Here is a 17,896-nt window from a genome sequence, read left to right on the forward strand (position 1 = left end):
GGAAGAGGGGGAGTCAGCGCGCGGGATGGTGCTGGCGTGCCAGCAGCGCCGCACCCCGTGCACCGCCGGCATCGCCGAAGGCCGGCGGCAGGATCGGCGGCACGCGCGCGCCGTTGAACAGGTAGGGCGCAATCGCCGCGGGCAGGTCGCGGTACAGCTGTTCCAGCTTGGAAAGGCCGCCGCCCAGCACGATCACGTGTGGGTCCAGGGCCAGGATCAGGCTGGCGACGCTGTAACCGAGCAGGTCGCGGTGGATCGCCAGCGCCTGCAGCGCGATCGCGTCACCGTCGTGGGCCAGTGCGACCACCGAAGAGGCCTGCAGCGCGCTACCGCCCTTGCGTTCGTGAATCATCGTCAGGCCACCGCCGGACACATAGTTCTGCAGACAACCACGCAGGCCGCAGCCGCAGTCCAGCAGCGGCAGGTCATGACGCACCTGCAGTATTGCGGGCAGGCTCCAGTGGCCCCACTCGCCCGCAATGCCGTTGTTGCCGGCCAACAGCTGGCCGTTCAGGCAGTAACCGCCGCCGGCGCCGGTGCCAAGGATCACCCCGAACATGCTCGGATAGCCTGCGGCGGCGCCGCCATGGGCTTCAGACAAGGCGAAGCATTGCTGGTCGTTGCCCAAGGCCAGCGGGCGCTGGAGCCGCACCTGCAGGTCGTGCCCGACCATGCGACCGCTCAGCGCGGGGACGTTGGCGCTGAGCTGTCGGCCGCTGTCGCGGTCACGCACCCCCGGCAGGCCGAGGCCGACGGCGTGCGCACGCGTTCCCAAGGCGGCATCGGCGGCATCCACCAGCTGGCCGATCGCCTGGACGAACGCAGGGTAGTCGTCCGTGGGCGTCGCCACGCGCTGGCGATAGTGCACCTGCAATGCCGCGTCGCACGCCACCAGCTCGATCTTGGTGCCGCCGATGTCGATGCCGTACCAGGTCTGCATGAGGTGGGTGAGCTCAGCCATGGGGGTGGATGGTCACACCCTGTACCACACGGTTGACCGTGCCGTCGGGGAAGGGGTTGTCCGGAGTCAGCCCGAGCGCGGCCGACCGCTGCAGCGCGAAGCACTGCGCCATCACCAGCCACAGCGGTGCCAGCCACGCGTCCGGCAGCGCCGGCGCGTCGAGCACGAAGTCACCCTCGGCGGTGTCCGCGCCGGATGGCCCGACCGAGATGACCCGCGCGGCGATCCCGTCGCGGCGCAGTTCGTTCAGCAGGTCCTGCTCGTAGCGCCGGGCCAGTGGCTGCGCGCTGCGCAGCATCACCACCAGGGTGTCGGCATTGAGGGTGGACTTGGGGCCGTGGCGGAACCCCAGCGGCGTGTTGGCCAGCGCGAGCACGCGCCCGGCGGTGAGTTCCAGCACTTTCAGCGCGGCCTCGCGCGCCGCCGCTTCCAGCGGGCCGCTGCCGAGGTAGATCACGCGTGTGCAGCCGCTCTGTGCCAGCGCCGCCAAGGGGGCATCCCACGCGCGCAGCGCCTGCTCGCCGTGCACGGCCAGATCGCGCAGGCGTGCGATGCGCTGCGGCCACGGTGCGCTGTCGAACACGCTCAGCGCGGCCAGCAGCATGCAGCTGAGGCTGCTGGTCATCGCGAACGCGCGGTCACAGCTGGCCGCGGGCATCAGCAGCGACAGCGTGTCGCTGCGGCCCTGGCCGCGCTGGGCCAGCGCGCCGTCGGCATTGCAGGTGATGTCCAGGAAGCGCGCGTCATCCACCTGTGCGCGCACCAGTTCCACCGCCGCCACGCTCTCCGGGCTGGAGCCGCTGCGACCGAATGACACCAGCAGGGTCGGGCGGTCGCGCTGCAGGTACAGCTCGGAATGGGTAAGCAGGCTGGTGGTATGCAGTGCGCGCACCTCCGCTGGCCACTGCGCGTTGATCTGGTCGGCGACCATCTCGGCGATGAAGCCGGAGCTGCCGGCGCCGGTCAGGATCACCCGCTGCCCGGGCTGGCGCAGCGCATCGGCCAGGAAGCTGTCGATACGCGTGTGGGCCGACTCCAGTGCGTCGGCCAGGGCCAACCACAGGCGGGGTTGCTGGGCGATTTCTTCCGCAGTGTGTGCGCCGCCAAGGCGCTGCCAGGCGGTCAGGTCGGGGAGCAGGGTGACGTGCATTTGCAATTCCTGTTGGGCGACCGCAATTTCGATGTTTTCTTTCGAAATGTCAATTATCGAAAGATTAAAATAAGTTTGGTCGGTCACAGTTTTCGATCGCAATGTCGTTCCCTGCGCTATAGGACTTGCCTATCTTCACGCCGCGCAAGGAAATTTTGTCGCGTTCAGCGTGCATATAGAAAGTGGTGCTTTGCGTCATCTTTCGTTTGAGCGCAATTCCCATTCTTTTTTCTTTTCAATTTGTTGACATCTTTCGAGTAGCTGCCCCATAGTCCGCCGCAATGGTTTCGGACACCCGCCGAACGCGGGCTTTGGGGGCAACGTGGTTACCCGCTGTCGACGCACCGTACTCAGTCTCTCCCTGTTGGCCCCGCTGTTGCTGGCCGTGCCCACGCACGCCGCGCCGCTGGGCAACCTGCAGTCCATTCGCGCCGTGCCCGGGGGAACTGCAACGGCCTGGACGCTGGCCACCGACAACGGCATGACCGTCCGCGTGGACCTGCTGCGCGATGACCTGCTGCGCGTACAGGCCGGGCGCGGCGCCACGCTGCAGCCGGCCGGCGACAAGGCGGCCCCGATCGTGCTGCCGCAGGCCACCGCCGCCGTGCCCTTCCAGCTGGAAGAAGACGCCGCCGAACTGCGCATCCGCACCGGGGCGCTGGTGCTGCACATCCAGCGCCAACCATTGCGGCTGGCGTTGGACCGCCGCGATGCCGGCGGCGATGTCGCGATGTGGCGCGAACTGCAGCCGCTGGACCTGGATACCGCGCAGAGCGTGCAGGTGCTGAGCAGTGAAGCGGACGAGCAATTTGTTGGCGGAGGCCAGCAGAACGGCCGCTTTGCCTTCAAGGGGCGTGAGCTGGAGGTGTCGTATTCCGGCGGCTGGGAGGAGGGCGACCGCCCCAATCCCGCGCCGATGCTGCTCAGCTCCCGCGGCTGGGGCATGCTGCGCAACACCTGGAGCGATGGCAGCTACGACCTGCGCCAGGCCGACCAGGCCACCCTTCTGCACCGCGAAGACCGCTTCGATGCCTACTACTTCGTCGGCGCTGGCCTGCCCGCGCTGCTTGATCGCTACACCGCGCTGACCGGGCGCGCCGCGCTGCTGCCGCGTTGGGCGTTCTCGTATGGCGATGCCGACTGCTACAACGACGGCGACAACATCAAGAAGCCGGGCAGCGTGCCCGAAGGCTGGAGCGATGGCCCCACCGGCACCACGCCGGACGTGGTCGACAGCGTGGCCAGGCAGTACCGCGACCACGACATGCCTGGCGGCTGGATCCTGCCCAATGATGGGTACGGCTGCGGTTACAAGGCGTTGCCGGAAACGGTGCAGGGCCTGGCGAAGTACGGCTTCAAGACCGGCTTGTGGACCGAGAACGGTGTCGACAAGATCAAGTGGGAAGTCGGTACCGCCGGCAGCCGTGTGCAGAAACTCGACGTGGCCTGGACCGGCAAGGGCTACCAGTTCGCGATGGACGCCAACCAGTCCGCGTTCAACGGCATCCTGCACAACTCCGATTCGCGCCCGTTCCTGTGGACGGTGATGGGGTGGGCGGGCATCCAGCGCTACGCAGTGGCCTGGACCGGCGACCAGAGCAGCAGCTGGGATTACATCCGCTGGCACATTCCCACCCTGGTGGGCTCGGGCCTGTCCGGCATGGCCTACGCCAGTGGCGACGTGGACGCGATTTTTGGCGGCAGCGCCGAAACCTTCACCCGCGACCTGCAGTGGAAGAGCTTCACCCCGGTGCTGATGGGCATGTCCGGCTGGTCGGGCAGTGCGCGCAAGCACCCGTGGTGGTTCGACGAGCCCTACCGCAGCGTCAACCGCGATTACCTGAAATTGAAGATGCGCATGACCCCGTACATGTACGGTCTGGCGCATGACGCGGCGACCACCGGCGCGCCGATCCTGCGCGCGTTGATGTGGGATTACCCGCAAGACCCCAACGCCTGGAACGAAACCTACAAGTATCAGTTCCTGCTGGGCCGCGACCTGCTGGTGGCGCCGGTGTACCGCAGCCAGGCCGCCAGCCGGGGCTGGCGCCGCGACATCCACCTGCCGCAGGGCCGCTGGATCGACTATTGGGATGGCCGTGCGGTGCAGGCCGGTGCCGAAGGCCGCCAGCTGGACCGCGCGGTCGACCTGGCCACCCTTCCACTGTTCGTACGCGCCGGCGCCATCGTGCCGATGTACCCGGAGATGCTGTACGACGGCCAGAAGCCGCTGGATGAGGTCACCTTCGATCTGTATCCGCAGGGCAGCTCGCAGTACACGATGTACGAAGACGACGGCAACACGCGCCGCTACGAGAAGGGCGAATCCAGCCAGCAGCAGATCACCATGCAGGCCCCGGCCCAGGGCAGTGGGCCGGTGCAGGTCAACATCGAGGGTGTGCGCGGGCAGTACCAGGGGCAGCTGGCGCAGCGCCGCTATGCGCTGCGTGTGCTCAGCCGGCTGAAGCCGGCGGCGGTCAACCTCGATGGTCGCGTGCTACCGATGGTGGCCGATGCCGCTGCGTGGCAGGCCGCGCCGGAAGGGTGGTACTACGACGCAGGCGAACGCCGGGGCACCGTGCACGTGCGCACCGTGCCGACCGACATCCGCCAGCCGCTCGCCTTCCAGCTGGATATCGCGCAGGCACCGGCGCCCGCTGATGACGTTTTCCCCGCCGCCCCCGTGCTGGGACGCGCGCTGCCGGCCGACAGCCTGCTGGTGGTGAACCGCCCGGCGGAAGAGCGCGGCTACGAGCTGGAGAAGGCGTTCGATGACGACCCGGCCACCTGGTTCCGCACCGTGCGCAACCAGGCCGTGCGTACCGGCGCCCACGAGTGGGTGATCGGTTTCGGCGAACGTCGGCTGATCGATGGCATCGCACTGGCGCCTCGCAACGACCAGCACTGGAAGAGCGGGCAGATCCGCGACTACGAGATCTACCTGGCGGACAGCAACGGCGAATGGGGCGAGCCGATCAAGCGCGGACGCCTGGCCTTGAAGCAGGACCTGCAGCAGATCGACTTCCCCGCCCGCGCCGGCCGCCTGCTGCGCTTCCGCGTGCTCAGCGTGCAGAACCCCGACGGCGACGGGGCCGCCGGCAGCGACCCGATGGTCACCGCCGCGCAGGGCAACGTCGCGCGTGCGGTGGATGCACTGCAACCGCGCGATGTGGGCCCGATCACCCTGTCCACGTTCCAGATCCTGGAGCACCAGGTGGCGGAGCGCCCGGCGCAGCAGCGCTACCTGTCCGAACTGACCCTGCCGGCCGCCGCCAACGCGCAGGTGCGTACCGACCTGGCCTTCCGTGGCGACCAGCCCATGCGCATGAACGGTCTGCTGTTCCGCCGCGGCCTGGGCGTCGGACCGGTCAGCCGCATCGACCTGCAGTTGCAGGGCCAGTGGCGCCTGCTGCGTGCCGACCTGGGTATCGATGATGCCTGCCGTGCTGCCGGTGGTATGCAGTTCCAGGTCTGGGGCGACGACCGCCTGCTCTACGACAGCGGCCTGGTGAAAGCACCGGGCGTGGTCAAACCCGAGCTGGATATCCGTGGTCTGCAGCGGCTGAGCCTGCGCACGCTCGGCGCGCAGGGCACGCAACCCGCACAGGTATGTGGCAACTGGGCCAACGCCGCTTTGATCGGACAGGAGGGCGATACCGCCAGCATCGTGTCGCCCTGACCCACGCACTACCACGCTGAAAAAAATCCCCCCGTTTCCCGACTACGGCCCGCTGGCCGTGGTGCGGGGGACTGTTGCCCGAAAGAACCCACCCAGGCAGCCCCACGCTGCGGAATGCACAAGGAGCCAAAGATGTTGAACGAACGCCATCGCCATCGCCGCATCCCCGCTACACCCTTGTCCGTCGCGCTGGGGCTTGCCCTGGCCGTGAGCGGTCCGGCGCTTGCCCAGGACGACGACACCGCCATCGACGGCAAGGCCAAGGCCAACGCCACCGAACTGGCACGCGTGCAGGTCACCGGCTCCAATATCCGCCGCAGCGATGTGGAAACCTCCTCTCCGGTACAGGTGATCAGCAAGCAGGACATCGAGAACATGGGCGCGCGCACGCTGCTGCAGGTGCTCGACAACCTCCCCGCCGCCCGCCCCGGGCAGCAGGATTCGCGCTCGCTGTTCACCGGTTCCGATGGCGCCTCGCAGGCCAACCTGCGTGGCCTGGGGGCGCAGGGCACGCTGGTGCTGCTCAATGGCCGCCGCCTGTCGTACTACGGCGCGCCGGCCGGCTTCCAGACCCAGTTCGTCAACATCGACGCCATTCCAGCTGCCGCCATCGAACGCATGGAAGTGCTGACCGACGGCGCGTCGGCCGTGTACGGCACCGACGCGGTGGCCGGCGTGATCAATGTGATCACCAAGCGCTCCTACCAGGGCGCGGAGATCAACGTCACCGCCGACACGTCATCGCGCATCCATTCCTATGGCGAGCAGCAGGGCAGCATCACCGCCGGCTTCGGTGACCTGGATGAAGACCGCTACAACGTCTACGCCTCGGTGAACCTGTACCGCCGCAACGCGATCCCGATCAGCGACTTCTACGACAAGCGGCCCAGCCAGTTCTACGTCAACAACCCCAACTACATCACCAACTTCCGCCTCGGCGTCGGCAGCCGACCGGGTGAGTTCAACCCGGGCACCTACTTCGCGTTCGATCCGGTCACCAACGCGCGCCGCCAGGAAGCGGCGCCCGGCTGCACCACTGCCATCACCCAGGCCTCCGGCACGAGCTGCGCGTGGGAACAATGGATGAACCGCGAAGTCGACGCGGGTGCGAAGACCGAGCGCGCCACGGCGTACATCAGCTCGCACTTCCTGATCGGCGACAGCACCGAAGCCTTCGCCGAAGTCACCTATACCGACATCGACCTGACCGCCAACGGTGGCACGCCCTCCGCCTATAACACGACGACCGGCAATCCCTCCAGCTGGTACTCGCGCAACACCGGCACCGTGGTCAACCAGTTCCGCACCCCGTATCTGGGTCCGAACAACGTCTACAACCTGGCCAGCCCGGAACTGAAGGCGCTGATGGGGGGCGTGGTGGGCCTGAACTACCTGATGCAGGACGTGGGTGACGGCCACTTCGGCCAGCGCAACACCGACCAGAGCTATCGTGTGCTGGCCGGGCTGCGCGGCGCCCTGGGCGACGACTGGAACTGGGAAACCGCGTTCGCCACCGCCGGAAGCCATTCGGTCACCTACCAGACCGTCAACGTGAACCTGGAAGGCTTCGAGCGCGCGTTCGGCCCGTATACCATCGACCCGGGCACCGGCCGGGTGATCATCTCCGACAACCCCGCCTACCAGTTCGGCGTCATCAGCGACGCCAACGCCAAGCTGATCCGCGAGGCGTATCCCACCTTCGACATCCAGTCGTGGACGCGCCTGCATACGCTGGACGGCAAGATCGAAGGCCCACTCTTCAGCATGCCCGCCGGCGATGTGCGCGCCGCGTTCGGCTTTAATGCCACCCGCGAAACCTTCTACACCCCAGGCAACGAAGACGCCGCCAACGGCCTGATCACCCAGCAGGGCGGCTCCTGGTTCGATGGCAAGCGCAACACCTATGCACTGTTCGCCGAGGCCGTGGCGCCGCTCAGCGACAAGCTGGAGTTGGACGCCGCGCTGCGCGTGGACAAGTATCCCAACTTCAGCGCCAATCTGGCCCCGAAGCTCGGGCTCAAGTACCAGGTGCTGCCGCAGCTGCTGCTGCGCGGCACGTATTCCGAAGGGTTCCGCGCACCCAGCCTGGCCGAAGCCGGTACCGGCGGCGTATTCGCCCAGCTCGGCGGCTTCAAGGACGACATCCGCTGCGATGAAACCAATGCCATCGCCAACCTGCTGCGTCAGTCCAACCGGCCTGGGGATGTGGATCTGGGCAACTCGCTGCTCAACAGTGACTGCAGCCGCACCGTGGCACGCATGACCCAGCCAAACCCGGACCTGAAGCCGGAAAAAGCCAAGATCTCCACGCTGGGCTTCGTGTACGAACCGGCCAGCTGGATGTCGATCTCGGCCGACTACTGGTTCATCTACCGCCGCAACGAAATCGCCGCGCCGGACTACAGCAAGGAACAGGACATCCTGTCGATGACCCGCAACCCGATCAGCGACACCGATCGGGCAAGCGAGGCCGCGCTTGCACAGATGTGCGCAGACCCGGCCAGTGGCGTGAGCTGCCCCGGCACGCTGCCCGGCTACAGCACGGGCAACGTGGCCGCCGTGGTGGGCCAGTACAAGAACCAGGGCCGCACGCTGGTTGACGGCTTCGACATCGACGCACGCAGTCGCTTTTCGCTGGGGGATTGGGGTGCGCTGAACATCGGCGTGGCCGCCACCATTGCGCGGCGCAAGGAAGCCTACATCGACGATACCGATCGCTGGTACTACGGCAACACCATCGGCTACTACGGCAACCCGCGCCTGCGTGCCACGTTCAACGCCGACTGGTCCTACAAGCAGGTCACCACCAGCTTCTTCGTCAATTACGTGGGCGGCACCAAGTGGGCATGGGACCGCGTGGACGCCGAGGACAACAACCCGGAAAGCTGCACCGCCGGCTCGTTGCCGGTTAACCCGGCACAGTGCGATGGCGTGCCGTCGTGGTGGACCGCCAACCTGAGCGTGGGCTGGCGCCCGGACGACCACTGGAGCCTGGGCTTCACGGTCAAGAACCTGTTCAACCGTCTGCCGTTCTACGACCCGAATAGCTTCCTGGGTGACTCCAGTGACTATGCCAGCATCTTCGGCCGCAGCTACAGTCTGCAGGTCGGCTACACGTTCTGATCGTTCCAATGCGCCGGCGCACGCCGGCGCGATTCCACAGGAGTAACGTTCCATGAAGCGTAGGGAATTCATTGCCGCCAGCGCGGCTCTGGCCGCCACCAGTCTGCTGCCGGAAACGCCGGCCTGGGCGCGCGGGCGCACGCTGCGGCTGGGCCTGATCGGAACCGGCATGCGTGGCCAGGTGCTGCTGAAGGAGCTGGTCCGCCGCGACGACGTCGAGGTGGTCGCGCTGTGCGACATCGAACCGATCATGCTCAAGCGCGGCATGGATATGGTGGCCAAGGCCGGCAAGAAGGCGCCCACCGCCTATGGACAGGATGGCGACCGCAATGCGTGGAAGCGCCTGCTCGAGCAACGCGGGCTGGACGGCGTCATCATCGCCACGCCGTGGGAGTACCACGCTCCGATGGCGATCGCCGCCATGCAGGTCAAGGTCGCGGTCGGCTGTGAAGTGGTCGCAGGCATTACCCTGCAGGACCACTGGGACGTGCTCAAGACCCAGCTCAGCACCGGCACACCGTACATGCTGCTGGAAAACGTCTGCTACCGCCGCGACGTGATGGCCGCGCTGCAGATGGTGCGCAAGGGGCTGTTCGGCGAGCTGGTGCACCTGCAGGGCGGTTACCAGCACGACCTGCGCGGGGTGAAGTTCAACTCCGGTGATCCATCGCAGCCGTACGACAGCGGCGTGGAATTCGGCCCGCATGCCTGGTCCGAAGCACGCTGGCGCACCCAGCATTCGGTGGACCGCAACGGCGAGTTGTACCCCAGCCACGGCATCGGCCCGTGCGCGATGTACACCGGCATCAACCGCGGCAACCGCTTCACCCACATCAATGCGTTCGCCAGCAAGGCGCGCGGCCTGCACGAGTACACCGTGGCCAAGAGCGGTGGCACCACCCATCCCAGCACCAAGGTGAACTTCAAGCTCGGCGACATCGTCACCACCACCCTGGCCTGCGAAAACGGCGAGACCATCCTGCTGCAGCACGACACCTCGCTGCCGCGACCGTACTCGCTGGGCTTCCGCGTGCAGGGCACCCAGGGTCTGTGGATGGACGTGAACCAGTCCATCCACATCGAAGGCCGCAGCCCGCCGCACAAGTGGGAGCCGTTCCAGGCCTACCAGGACCAGTACGAGCACCCGCTGTGGAAGCAGCACGCCGACACCGCGGCCAGCGCCGGTCACGGCGGCATGGACTGGTTTGTGATCCACGCGTTCGTGGAGGCGCTCAAGGCCAGGGCCCCGATGCCGATCGACATCTACGACGCCGTCACCTGGAGCGCGATCACTCCGCTGTCCGAGCAGTCCATCGCCAACAGCTTCCAGACGCTGGAATTCCCGGACTTCACCGCCGGCCTGTGGAAGCAGCGCAAGCCGATCTTCGCGTTCGACGGCACGTACTGACGGACGGCGGCGATGCACCGATGGAATAGAGTCGAACCGACGGGGTAGAGCCGACTGGGTAGAGCCGACTGTTAGTCGGCTGCCCTGCAACGCGGCGCCCGAACGGAGAGCAGCCGACTAACAGTCGGCTCTACCCCGTCGCAACCCCCACCCCGTCGCAACCCGACCCCTTCGCAAATCTGGCGACGCGAATTCCGCGACGCCGGACGCCTGACGCCGGTAGAGCCACGCCCTGCGTGGCTGCACGCGCGCCGAAACGCACCGGCAGCGCCACGCAACGCATGACAGCCCGGCATATCCGGCGCAACAGGAATTCAAAAGAGATGGTGCGCCCGGAGGGATTCGAACCCCCGACCAATGGCTTCGGAAGCCACTACTCTATCCGGCTGAGCTACGAGCGCATATTGGAACCGCCGTGCCGCCGGCCAGGCCGGGGCGGGCATCGCAGCGCCATGAAGCGGTGCGGGACGGGCATTCTATCCGTAAACGCGGCGCAGGTCTGCCCCCTGGTGCGAAACACGTCGTACAACGCCCGACGGCGGCCTTGGCGGTATCCTTTACGCATGGCTTACGAACGTTTTGACGCCCCCGCCGGTGCCCCACCGTCGCGTTGGGGCCAGTACTGGAAACTGATGCGCGCCGATCGCCCGATCGGCACCCTGCTGCTGCTGTGGCCCACCTGGTGGGCGCTGTGGCTGGCCTCCGGCGGCCTGCCGCCGCTGTGGACCCTGTTCGTGTTCACGGCCGGCGTCTGGCTGACGCGTTCGGCCGGCTGCGTGATCAATGACTACGCCGACCGCTGGCTCGACCCGCACGTCAAGCGCACCAAGGACCGGCCGCTGGCCAGTGGCCGGGTGTCCGGGCGCGAGGCGCTGGTGCTGTTTGCCGGGTTGATGCTGGTGGCGTTCGCGCTGGTGCTGACCCTGAACGCGCTGACCATCGGCATGAGCTTCATCGGCATCTTCCTGGCCGCCAGCTACCCCTACCTGAAGCGCTACACCCACCTGCCGCAGGTGTACCTGGGCATGGCCTTCGGCTGGGGCATCCCGATGGCGTTCGCCGCCGTGCAGGGCGAAGTGCCGGTGATCGGCTGGCTGCTGTATGGCGCCAATATCCTCTGGTCCACGGCCTACGACACCTGGTACGCCATGGTGGACCGCGACGACGACCTGAAGATGGGGTCGCATTCGACCGCCATCCTGTTCGGCGATCTGGATCTGGTCATCCAGGGCATTCTGTACGCGCTGTTCCTCGGCACCATGGCCCTGGTGGGCGTGCGGGGCGGGCTGGGCGGTTACTACTGGCTGGGCGTGGCCGTTGCCGCCGGGCTGATCGCGTACGAATTCTGGCTTGCCCGCAAGCGCGAGCGTGATCCGTGCTTCAAGGCCTTCCTGCACAACAACTGGGTGGGCGCGGCGTTGTTCGCCGGTATTGCGGCGGCATTGGCCGCAGGTTGAACGCCCCCCGACCAACGGTCGGGGGCTACCGATTGATGAATGTGGGAGGGTAGGGGATGGCGAACAACGCACCGGCGGCGGCACAGGACGGGTGGATGGCACGCGCAGCGCTGCGTTCGGCGGCCTGGGCGGAGAAGTGGTTCCCCGACGCGTACGTGTTCGCGGTGCTGGGTGTGGTCATCGTCGCCGTCGCGGCCATGGGCTTCGGGGCCAGCCCACAGGCCACCGCGCGCGCGTTCGGCGACGGGTTCTGGACGCTGATCCCCTTCACCATGCAGATGGCCTTCGTGGTGATCGGCGGCTACGCGGTCGCCACCGCGCCCGTGGTGGCCCGCTTCATCGAACTGCTGGCGCGGGTGCCGCGTACCGGTCGCGGTGCGGTGGTGTACGTGGGCCTGGTCAGCATGCTGGCATCGCTGCTCAGCTGGGGCTTTTCGCTGGTGTTCGGCGGTTTGCTGGTGCGCGCGCTCGCGCGCCGCGAAGACCTCAAGATGGACTACCGCGCCGCCGGTGCGTCGGCCTATCTGGGCCTGGGCGCGGTATGGGCGATGGGCCTGAGTTCCTCGGCCGCGCAGCTGCAGGCCAACCCCGCCAGCATGCCGCCCGGCCTGGTGGAGATCACCGGCGTACTGCCCTTCACCGAGACCATCTTCCTGTGGCAGTCCATCGCACTGACGGCCGCGTTGATCGGGGTATCGCTGCTGATCGCCTGGTTGACCGCGCCGGGCCCGGCCACCGCGCGCACCGCGCGTGAGTTCGACGGCGCCGCACAGGCCGAGCCGCAACCGCTGCAGCCGCGCACGCGCGCCGGCGAATGGCTGGAGTACAGCCCGCTGCTGACCATCCTGCTGTCGCTGTTGGCGTTCGGTTGGCTGTTCGGCGAATTCGCCAGCAAGCCGGTGGTCACCGCCATCGCCAACCTCAACACCTACAACTTCCTGTTCATCTCGCTCGGCCTGCTGCTGCACTGGCGCCCGCGCAGCTTCCTCAATGCGGTGGCCAAGGCGGTGCCCAGCACCACCGGTGTGCTGATCCAGTTCCCGCTGTACGGCGGCATCGCCATGATTCTCACCCACGCGGTTGGCAGCGGCGGCGAGACGCTGGCGCACCAGCTGTCCAGCGTGTTCGTCCACATCGCCACCACCGACACGTTCGCGCTGGTGATGGGCGTCTACTCGGCGGTGCTCGGCTTCTTCGTGCCGTCCGGCGGCGGCAAGTGGATCATCGAGGCGCCGTACGTGATGCAGGCGGCGAACGAATTGCAGGCGCACCTGGGCTGGGCGGTGCAGGTCTACAACGCCGCAGAGGCGTTGCCCAACCTGATCAACCCCTTCTGGATGCTGCCGCTGCTGGGCGTGTTGGGGCTGAAGGCGCGCGATATCGTCGGCTTCACCTTCATCCAGCTGCTGGTGCACATTCCACTGGTGTTGGGCCTGCTCTGGCTGCTCGGCATGACCCTGGCCTATGTGCCCCCAGTGATGCCATAAGTCCGCCACCGTGCAGGCGGCTCAGTCGGCGGCAGGCCAGTGCGGTGCGCGGGCCAGTGCCGCGTCCACCACCGCGTGGATCCGGTCGGGCTGCAGGCAGCCCTGAAGCAGTGGCGGCAACGCCGCGCGGAGCGTGTCCCTGAACACCTGCGGCGGCAACCGTCGCGCGTCCGCCACCAGTGCGTCGATCCGAGCGCCAATCCGGCGATACAGATCCGGGTTTGCCGCCACGTCGACAAACCCGCCCAGCAGTAAAAGGCCGCGCGAGCACGGCGCGGCATCGCCGGCACCCAGCGGTGGGCGCTGTGCGGCTTGCAACGCCGTCAACGCCTGCAGGCGGGCATTCGGGTCAACGCCCTCTGCCAGCACCTGCAACAGCGCGTGCCGGGCCTGGTCCGCGAAGCGCGGCTCCTCGGCGGGGTGGTCCAGGCGCAGCCGCAGCTGGGTGTAAAGCAGGTTCGCGCGTTGCGTGGCGGAAGCGTCCGGGCGTTCGGTGGCGCGCAGCATCAGATAGTCGGCCTCCAGCTCGCGCACCTCCGGTGCCTGTTCGCGTGCCCAGTGCCGCACACGCACATCCTCGGCCCCATAACGCCCCAGCTCCAGCGCCTCGTGGCTGGCCGCATCACGCAGCAGCGAGTACCGGTGCAGCTCCTGGCGGTATTGGGCGCCCTGCTGTGCGGACGGCACCCCTCCCCCGGTGGTTTCGGTCGCGGCCACGATCTGCAGGCGCCGGCCGAAGGCGGTGACGCGGCTGTGCAGCAGGTCGCGACGGCGGCGGTGCAGGTCCACGTCGCCGCCCTGCCGGGTCAACGCCCAGTGCGGGGCGAGGTGGTCACGGCAGGCATGGAAGTCCTCGTCGGCACCAACGGGCATCAGCACGTGCAGCCGCCTGCGTTGGGAAGACAGCAGCTGTGGGTCCGCCGTCAGCGGCGCGGGCAGCCAGTCCGAAATGCGTCCTTCGGGGTTCTGCACCGCGTGCTCTACCGGTGTGTCGTGGAGGTCCACCAACAGCCCTGCGTGCTTTTCCGGGTGGGGTGATGTGGTCAGCCCGACCGCACGTAGCCGCTCGACATCTGCCAAGGCACGGTCGATGTACAGCAGCGCCAGCCGTGGGTCCCGCGCCGTGGGCAGCGCGCCATAGGCGATGATCAGTTCGACCTCTGGCGGCACGGCGCGGCAGGAGCGGTCCCGTGGCACGCCGTGGTCGTCGTAGCCGATCGCCTGGACATGCAGGTTCCCGTCTACTGCGAAGGCTTGATGGTAGTCCTGCGCACGTTGCGCGGACCCCACCAGCAGCAGTGCCCGCAGGTCACGCTTGGCCAGGCGGGCGAAGCGATGGAAGTGCTGTGCGATGGCCGGCGCCATGCGCAGGGTGCGCAGTGCCGTGGCCGTGTCGGTATCACGCGGGGGCGAAACGCGACGCGCAGCATCTGCGAGGAGCGGGCCGTCGGTCCAGACGGGCACGACGACGCCATCTTCCACCGCCTGCTGCGGCGGGTAGGAGAACAGTCCCGGGCCAGGGTCGAGGTCGGGAGCGAGCGCGGGAATGGGGTGAGCGGCCAGGGTGAGCCATGCAGCACCGGGCAGGGTGTTGCGCAAGCCGCGCAGCAGCGCCGGGCCGCTCTCCCAGAAGTCGGCGTCCGCCAGCAGCACCAGGTCGTGGCTGTGGAGCGGGTCAACAACCCCACGTGCCCAGCCAGAAAGCACGCGTAGCGGCACTTCCAGCGACGCCGGCGCACGCCGGGCAAGCAGCTCGGCCACCGGGCAAGGGGGAAGCGGGCCGCACGGCCTTCGTCGCGGTTCCCGTACAGGCGCGGTGCTGTGCGTCACCGGCACCAGCACGCGCAGCGCGGCCAGGCTCGGGTCGTCGGCCAGCGCCTTCAGCAGCCAGTGCCGGGTCTGCCGAAGGCCCGATCCGGCCGCCAGGCAAAGCTGCCCGCCACTGCGCCGGCCATCGGCGTCCACCGTTCGCAGTGCCTGCAGCGCGTGCTGCACGGCGAAGAATTGCGCGGACCGCGCGATGCAACGGCCGCCGTCGGGGGTAACGCGCACGAACAGACGCAACACCTCCAACAGCCGGGCGGGTGCCAGCAGGCCGTGGAGCAGCTCGGCGTGCGCGGCCCGGGGCGATTCCAGGGGACTGTCCATGAACGGGATCGCCGCGTCGCGCCGTTGTGCCTGCACCGCCAGGCTCCACCCGTGTTCACGCCAGCGGACCCACGCATGCCGCGGCGTTCCCACGGTGGCGTACCGGCCCCCCCGACGCTCCACGCTCAGCAACAGTTGCGCCTGCAATGGCGGCGGATCGATGCTGCTGGCGACCATCCCGCGCCACAGGTGCTCAATACCGGCCACCGCCGTTCCCCAGCGTCCCTGCCGGTCGCGCTCGACACACGCCACCACCACCAGCGGCAGGCCATTGACGTAGCCCACCAGTTCACGGATCTCGGGTGCGCCGCTGGGTGGCAGGCCATACGTGGACTCGGCAACATCCCAGTGATTGCGCCGCACATTCGTCCAGTCGATCAGGGGCACCTGCATCAGGACCCGGCTGCCATCAGGCAGTACCTGTTCGGAGGGCACGCCCTCCAACAGCAGGTGATGAAGGGCATTGCTGGCACTGGGCCAATCGCGCAGGTGGCAGCAGGCCGCCACCTGTTCGATGATCGCCGGGAGTGAGTCCGGTGCGAGTCGCACCTGTTGACCCCGCCAATCGAACCGGTACCGCCGCAGCCAGGGCAGCAGACGTTTCTCCAGTACCGCGCCGCCATGCGCGTCGCGCAGGGGTGCAAGTGCCTCTTCTGTCAGGTGGTTCCACTCCAGCCGCCGCAGCCAGCCCAACACCGAGCGCCGCACACCGTCGTTTGGCACGGGGCCGCTCATGCCGGGGAGCCTTCGAAAAGCGAAAGATGAAGCGCACTGCGCGTGCGGAAATGCGGGCCGGTGATATGCATGGCCCAGTGTGTGCGATCCGATGCACGGTCGGCTGTGTGCATCATTCCGGTTCCTGCGTTGGCCAAGCCGCAACGCAGCTACTCTGTTTGATCCATTTGCCAAACTACATAGTCACAGCCAATCATCGATGCGTGCGCGCAGGTAGCGCGTGGCCGATCACTCAGCCTCGGAGAGCTCCAGCGCCAGGGCCTCCAGCTCTGCATTCAGTGCCTGCTGAATCTCGTCGAGCTGCGCGGTCAGGGCAATCCGATGCTGCCTGTGCGCGGCAAGGTCGGCGGCAGTGCAGGACATGGGTGCCGGTTGTACGTAGCGCGCGACGCTCAGACTGCCGCCGCCCGCCGCTACCTCGTCGGTGCGAACCAGATGCGCGATGCCGGGCACGCTGGCGCGATCAGCGCAGATGCGACGAAGTTCTTCGGCGGCGGTCGTGTCCAGACGCGGCCGGCGGGTGCCGGGCTTGCACAGGGCAGACCCATCAACAAACAGCACGGCGGCATCGTGGCGCGCGGCGCGCATCACCAGCAGCGCAGTGGCCACGGGAGTGCCGGCAAACAGCCGGTCGGGCAGACCGATGACGGTTTCCACCAGATTCGCCTCCAGCCAGGCCTGGCGCAGGCAGGCCTCCGCGCCATCGCGGAACAGTACCCCATGCGGCACCACCACGGCCATGCGACCGTGCTGCGGATCCAACGTGGCGAGCATGTGCTGGACCAGGGCGGCGTGCGCCCACTGACGTGGCGCAACGGCGTGCATGAAGCGAAGATGCGGGTCGTTGTAGGCGCGTGCCGGCGACCAGCGCAGGGTCAACGGTGGGCATGCCAGGCAGACCCGGAAGCGCCGGAGCTGCCCGCCGTCGACCAGCGGCTCTTCCAGCGGATCGCCGGCAAGGATGTGCAGATTCGACAAGCCGTGCAGCAGAAGGCGCAGCCGTGCGACCGCGCAGCGCCCGGCGTCGCGATCCTGGCCAAAGAGCAGCCATTGATGCGTACCCAGCCGGCTATGCCCGCCGTGCGCATCGCTGACCCAGCGGGCAGCCGCGAGCAGCAGGCTGCCCTCGTCGCAGGTGGGGTCGTACACGCTCTCATCCGTGCCGGGGTCGGTGAGCGCGGTCATCAACCAGGCAAGCGGTTCGGGGACCTGCGGTGAGGCTGTACTGCCGCGCCGGCCGGCCGAGCGTTCCAACATCCGATCCACGGCATCGCCGACGTCGGGCCGGTGCGCAAGCGGTCGTCCACGGAAGTCCAGCGCCGGGATGCAGAAGCGGTCGAACAACCGCCGGAGCGCCGTGTCGCGTCGTTCGGCATCGGCCGGCAGGGCCTCTTCAAGGCGCAGGTTCGGAAAGAGGTTGCACAGCTGGCTGGGGTTGGCCTGGGCCAGCCCGCGCAGCGCCGCCATGAACCGCGGCGCGCTGCCGGGCGTATAACGCTGCTGGAACAGGTACTCGAAGTGGGCCTGGGTGGGCGCCTCGAGCAGCGGCAGGGAGCGCACCGCGCCCAATGCTGCGATATCGGCAGAGGGTTCACGGGGCGTCGTATCGCTGGCGATCTTCAGCAGCAGCAAAGCGAGCAGCAAGTGGGTAGCCGAACCGGCGTTCTCTGTACCGTCCAGCACTTCGCGCGCCGAGGTCAGGGCAGCAAGCGTGGCGTGCGCGCCACGCAGGGGTATGCGGCTCATGC

The 17,896-nt window shown here is 67.8% G+C and carries 9 protein-coding genes and 1 tRNA gene; 5 read left to right on the forward strand and 5 right to left on the reverse strand.

Features of this window, described 5'->3' with window-relative positions:
* Positions 1–13 precede the first annotated feature (13 nt).
* Both ACOZHM_RS04795 and ACOZHM_RS04800 read right to left on the reverse strand, forming a co-directional pair.
* Entirely contained in the window at positions 14–961 is a 948-nt protein-coding gene (locus ACOZHM_RS04795; protein ID WP_421567853.1) for an ROK family protein, read from the reverse strand.
* Entirely contained in the window at positions 954–2,111 is a 1,158-nt protein-coding gene (locus tag ACOZHM_RS04800; RefSeq protein WP_421567855.1) for an SIS domain-containing protein, read from the reverse strand. Before ACOZHM_RS04800 ends, ACOZHM_RS04795 begins: the two co-directional genes overlap by 8 nt.
* Before the next feature lie 322 nt (positions 2,112–2,433).
* On the opposite strand from ACOZHM_RS04800, the gene ACOZHM_RS04805 reads away from it, so the two are divergent.
* The 3 genes from ACOZHM_RS04805 (at position 2,434) to ACOZHM_RS04815 (ending at position 10,321) form a co-directional block, all read left to right on the forward strand.
* On the forward strand, positions 2,434–5,790 hold the full coding sequence (locus ACOZHM_RS04805) for a TIM-barrel domain-containing protein (RefSeq protein WP_421567856.1): 3,357 nt from the start codon (positions 2,434–2,436) through the stop codon (positions 5,788–5,790).
* A 132-nt stretch (positions 5,791–5,922) separates the two neighbouring features.
* Positions 5,923–8,913 (forward strand): TonB-dependent receptor domain-containing protein, encoded by a 2,991-nt coding sequence (locus tag ACOZHM_RS04810; RefSeq protein ID WP_421567857.1) that lies wholly within the window; start codon positions 5,923–5,925, stop codon positions 8,911–8,913.
* Positions 8,914–8,965: 52 nt separating this feature from the next.
* The gene (locus tag ACOZHM_RS04815; RefSeq protein WP_421567858.1) at positions 8,966–10,321 is read left to right on the forward strand and encodes a Gfo/Idh/MocA family protein; all 1,356 of its coding nucleotides are present in this window, start codon (positions 8,966–8,968) and stop codon (positions 10,319–10,321) included.
* Positions 10,322–10,645: 324 nt separating this feature from the next.
* On the opposite strand, the gene ACOZHM_RS04820 is transcribed toward ACOZHM_RS04815, so the two are convergent.
* Positions 10,646–10,722, reverse strand: a tRNA-Arg gene (locus ACOZHM_RS04820).
* Positions 10,723–10,884: 162 nt separating this feature from the next.
* Between ACOZHM_RS04820 and ubiA the strand changes: the two genes are divergently transcribed.
* Both ubiA and ACOZHM_RS04830 read left to right on the forward strand, forming a co-directional pair.
* The gene (ubiA, locus tag ACOZHM_RS04825; RefSeq protein WP_421567859.1) at positions 10,885–11,778 is read left to right on the forward strand and encodes a 4-hydroxybenzoate octaprenyltransferase; all 894 of its coding nucleotides are present in this window, start codon (positions 10,885–10,887) and stop codon (positions 11,776–11,778) included.
* 95 nt (positions 11,779–11,873) lie between these two features.
* Positions 11,874–13,265, forward strand: a complete 1,392-nt coding sequence (locus tag ACOZHM_RS04830) for a short-chain fatty acid transporter (protein ID WP_421568110.1) — start codon at positions 11,874–11,876, stop codon at positions 13,263–13,265.
* A gap of 21 nt (positions 13,266–13,286) precedes the next feature.
* On the opposite strand, the gene ACOZHM_RS04835 is transcribed toward ACOZHM_RS04830, so the two are convergent.
* Entirely contained in the window at positions 13,287–16,148 is a 2,862-nt protein-coding gene (locus ACOZHM_RS04835) for a type I restriction endonuclease (protein ID WP_421567860.1), read from the reverse strand.
* A gap of 228 nt (positions 16,149–16,376) precedes the next feature.
* On the reverse strand, positions 16,377–17,894 hold the full coding sequence (locus tag ACOZHM_RS04840; RefSeq protein WP_421567861.1) for an HsdM family class I SAM-dependent methyltransferase: 1,518 nt from the start codon (positions 17,892–17,894) through the stop codon (positions 16,377–16,379).
* Positions 17,895–17,896: the final 2 nt, after the last annotated feature.

Origin of the sequence: Stenotrophomonas sp. PD6, assembly GCF_049199305.1 — a bacterium.
GTDB lineage: Bacteria > Pseudomonadota > Gammaproteobacteria > Xanthomonadales > Xanthomonadaceae > Stenotrophomonas.

Bases quoted from the DNA above. Each gene is read 5' to 3' on its own strand.
- ACOZHM_RS04800 (WP_421567855.1), bottom strand. From the start codon at position 2,111: ATGCACGTCACCCTGCTCCCCGACCTGACCGCCTGGCAGCGCCTTGGC.
- ACOZHM_RS04795 (WP_421567853.1), bottom strand. From the start codon at position 961: ATGGCTGAGCTCACCCACCTCATGCAGACCTGGTACGGCATCGACATC.
- ACOZHM_RS04810 (WP_421567857.1), top strand. From the start codon at position 5,923: ATGTTGAACGAACGCCATCGCCATCGCCGCATCCCCGCTACACCCTTG.
- ACOZHM_RS04830 (WP_421568110.1), top strand. From the start codon at position 11,874: ATGGCACGCGCAGCGCTGCGTTCGGCGGCCTGGGCGGAGAAGTGGTTC.
- ubiA (WP_421567859.1), top strand. From the start codon at position 10,885: ATGGCTTACGAACGTTTTGACGCCCCCGCCGGTGCCCCACCGTCGCGT.
- ACOZHM_RS04840 (WP_421567861.1), bottom strand. From the start codon at position 17,894: ATGAGCCGCATACCCCTGCGTGGCGCGCACGCCACGCTTGCTGCCCTG.
- ACOZHM_RS04835 (WP_421567860.1), bottom strand. From the start codon at position 16,148: ATGAGCGGCCCCGTGCCAAACGACGGTGTGCGGCGCTCGGTGTTGGGC.
- ACOZHM_RS04815 (WP_421567858.1), top strand. From the start codon at position 8,966: ATGAAGCGTAGGGAATTCATTGCCGCCAGCGCGGCTCTGGCCGCCACC.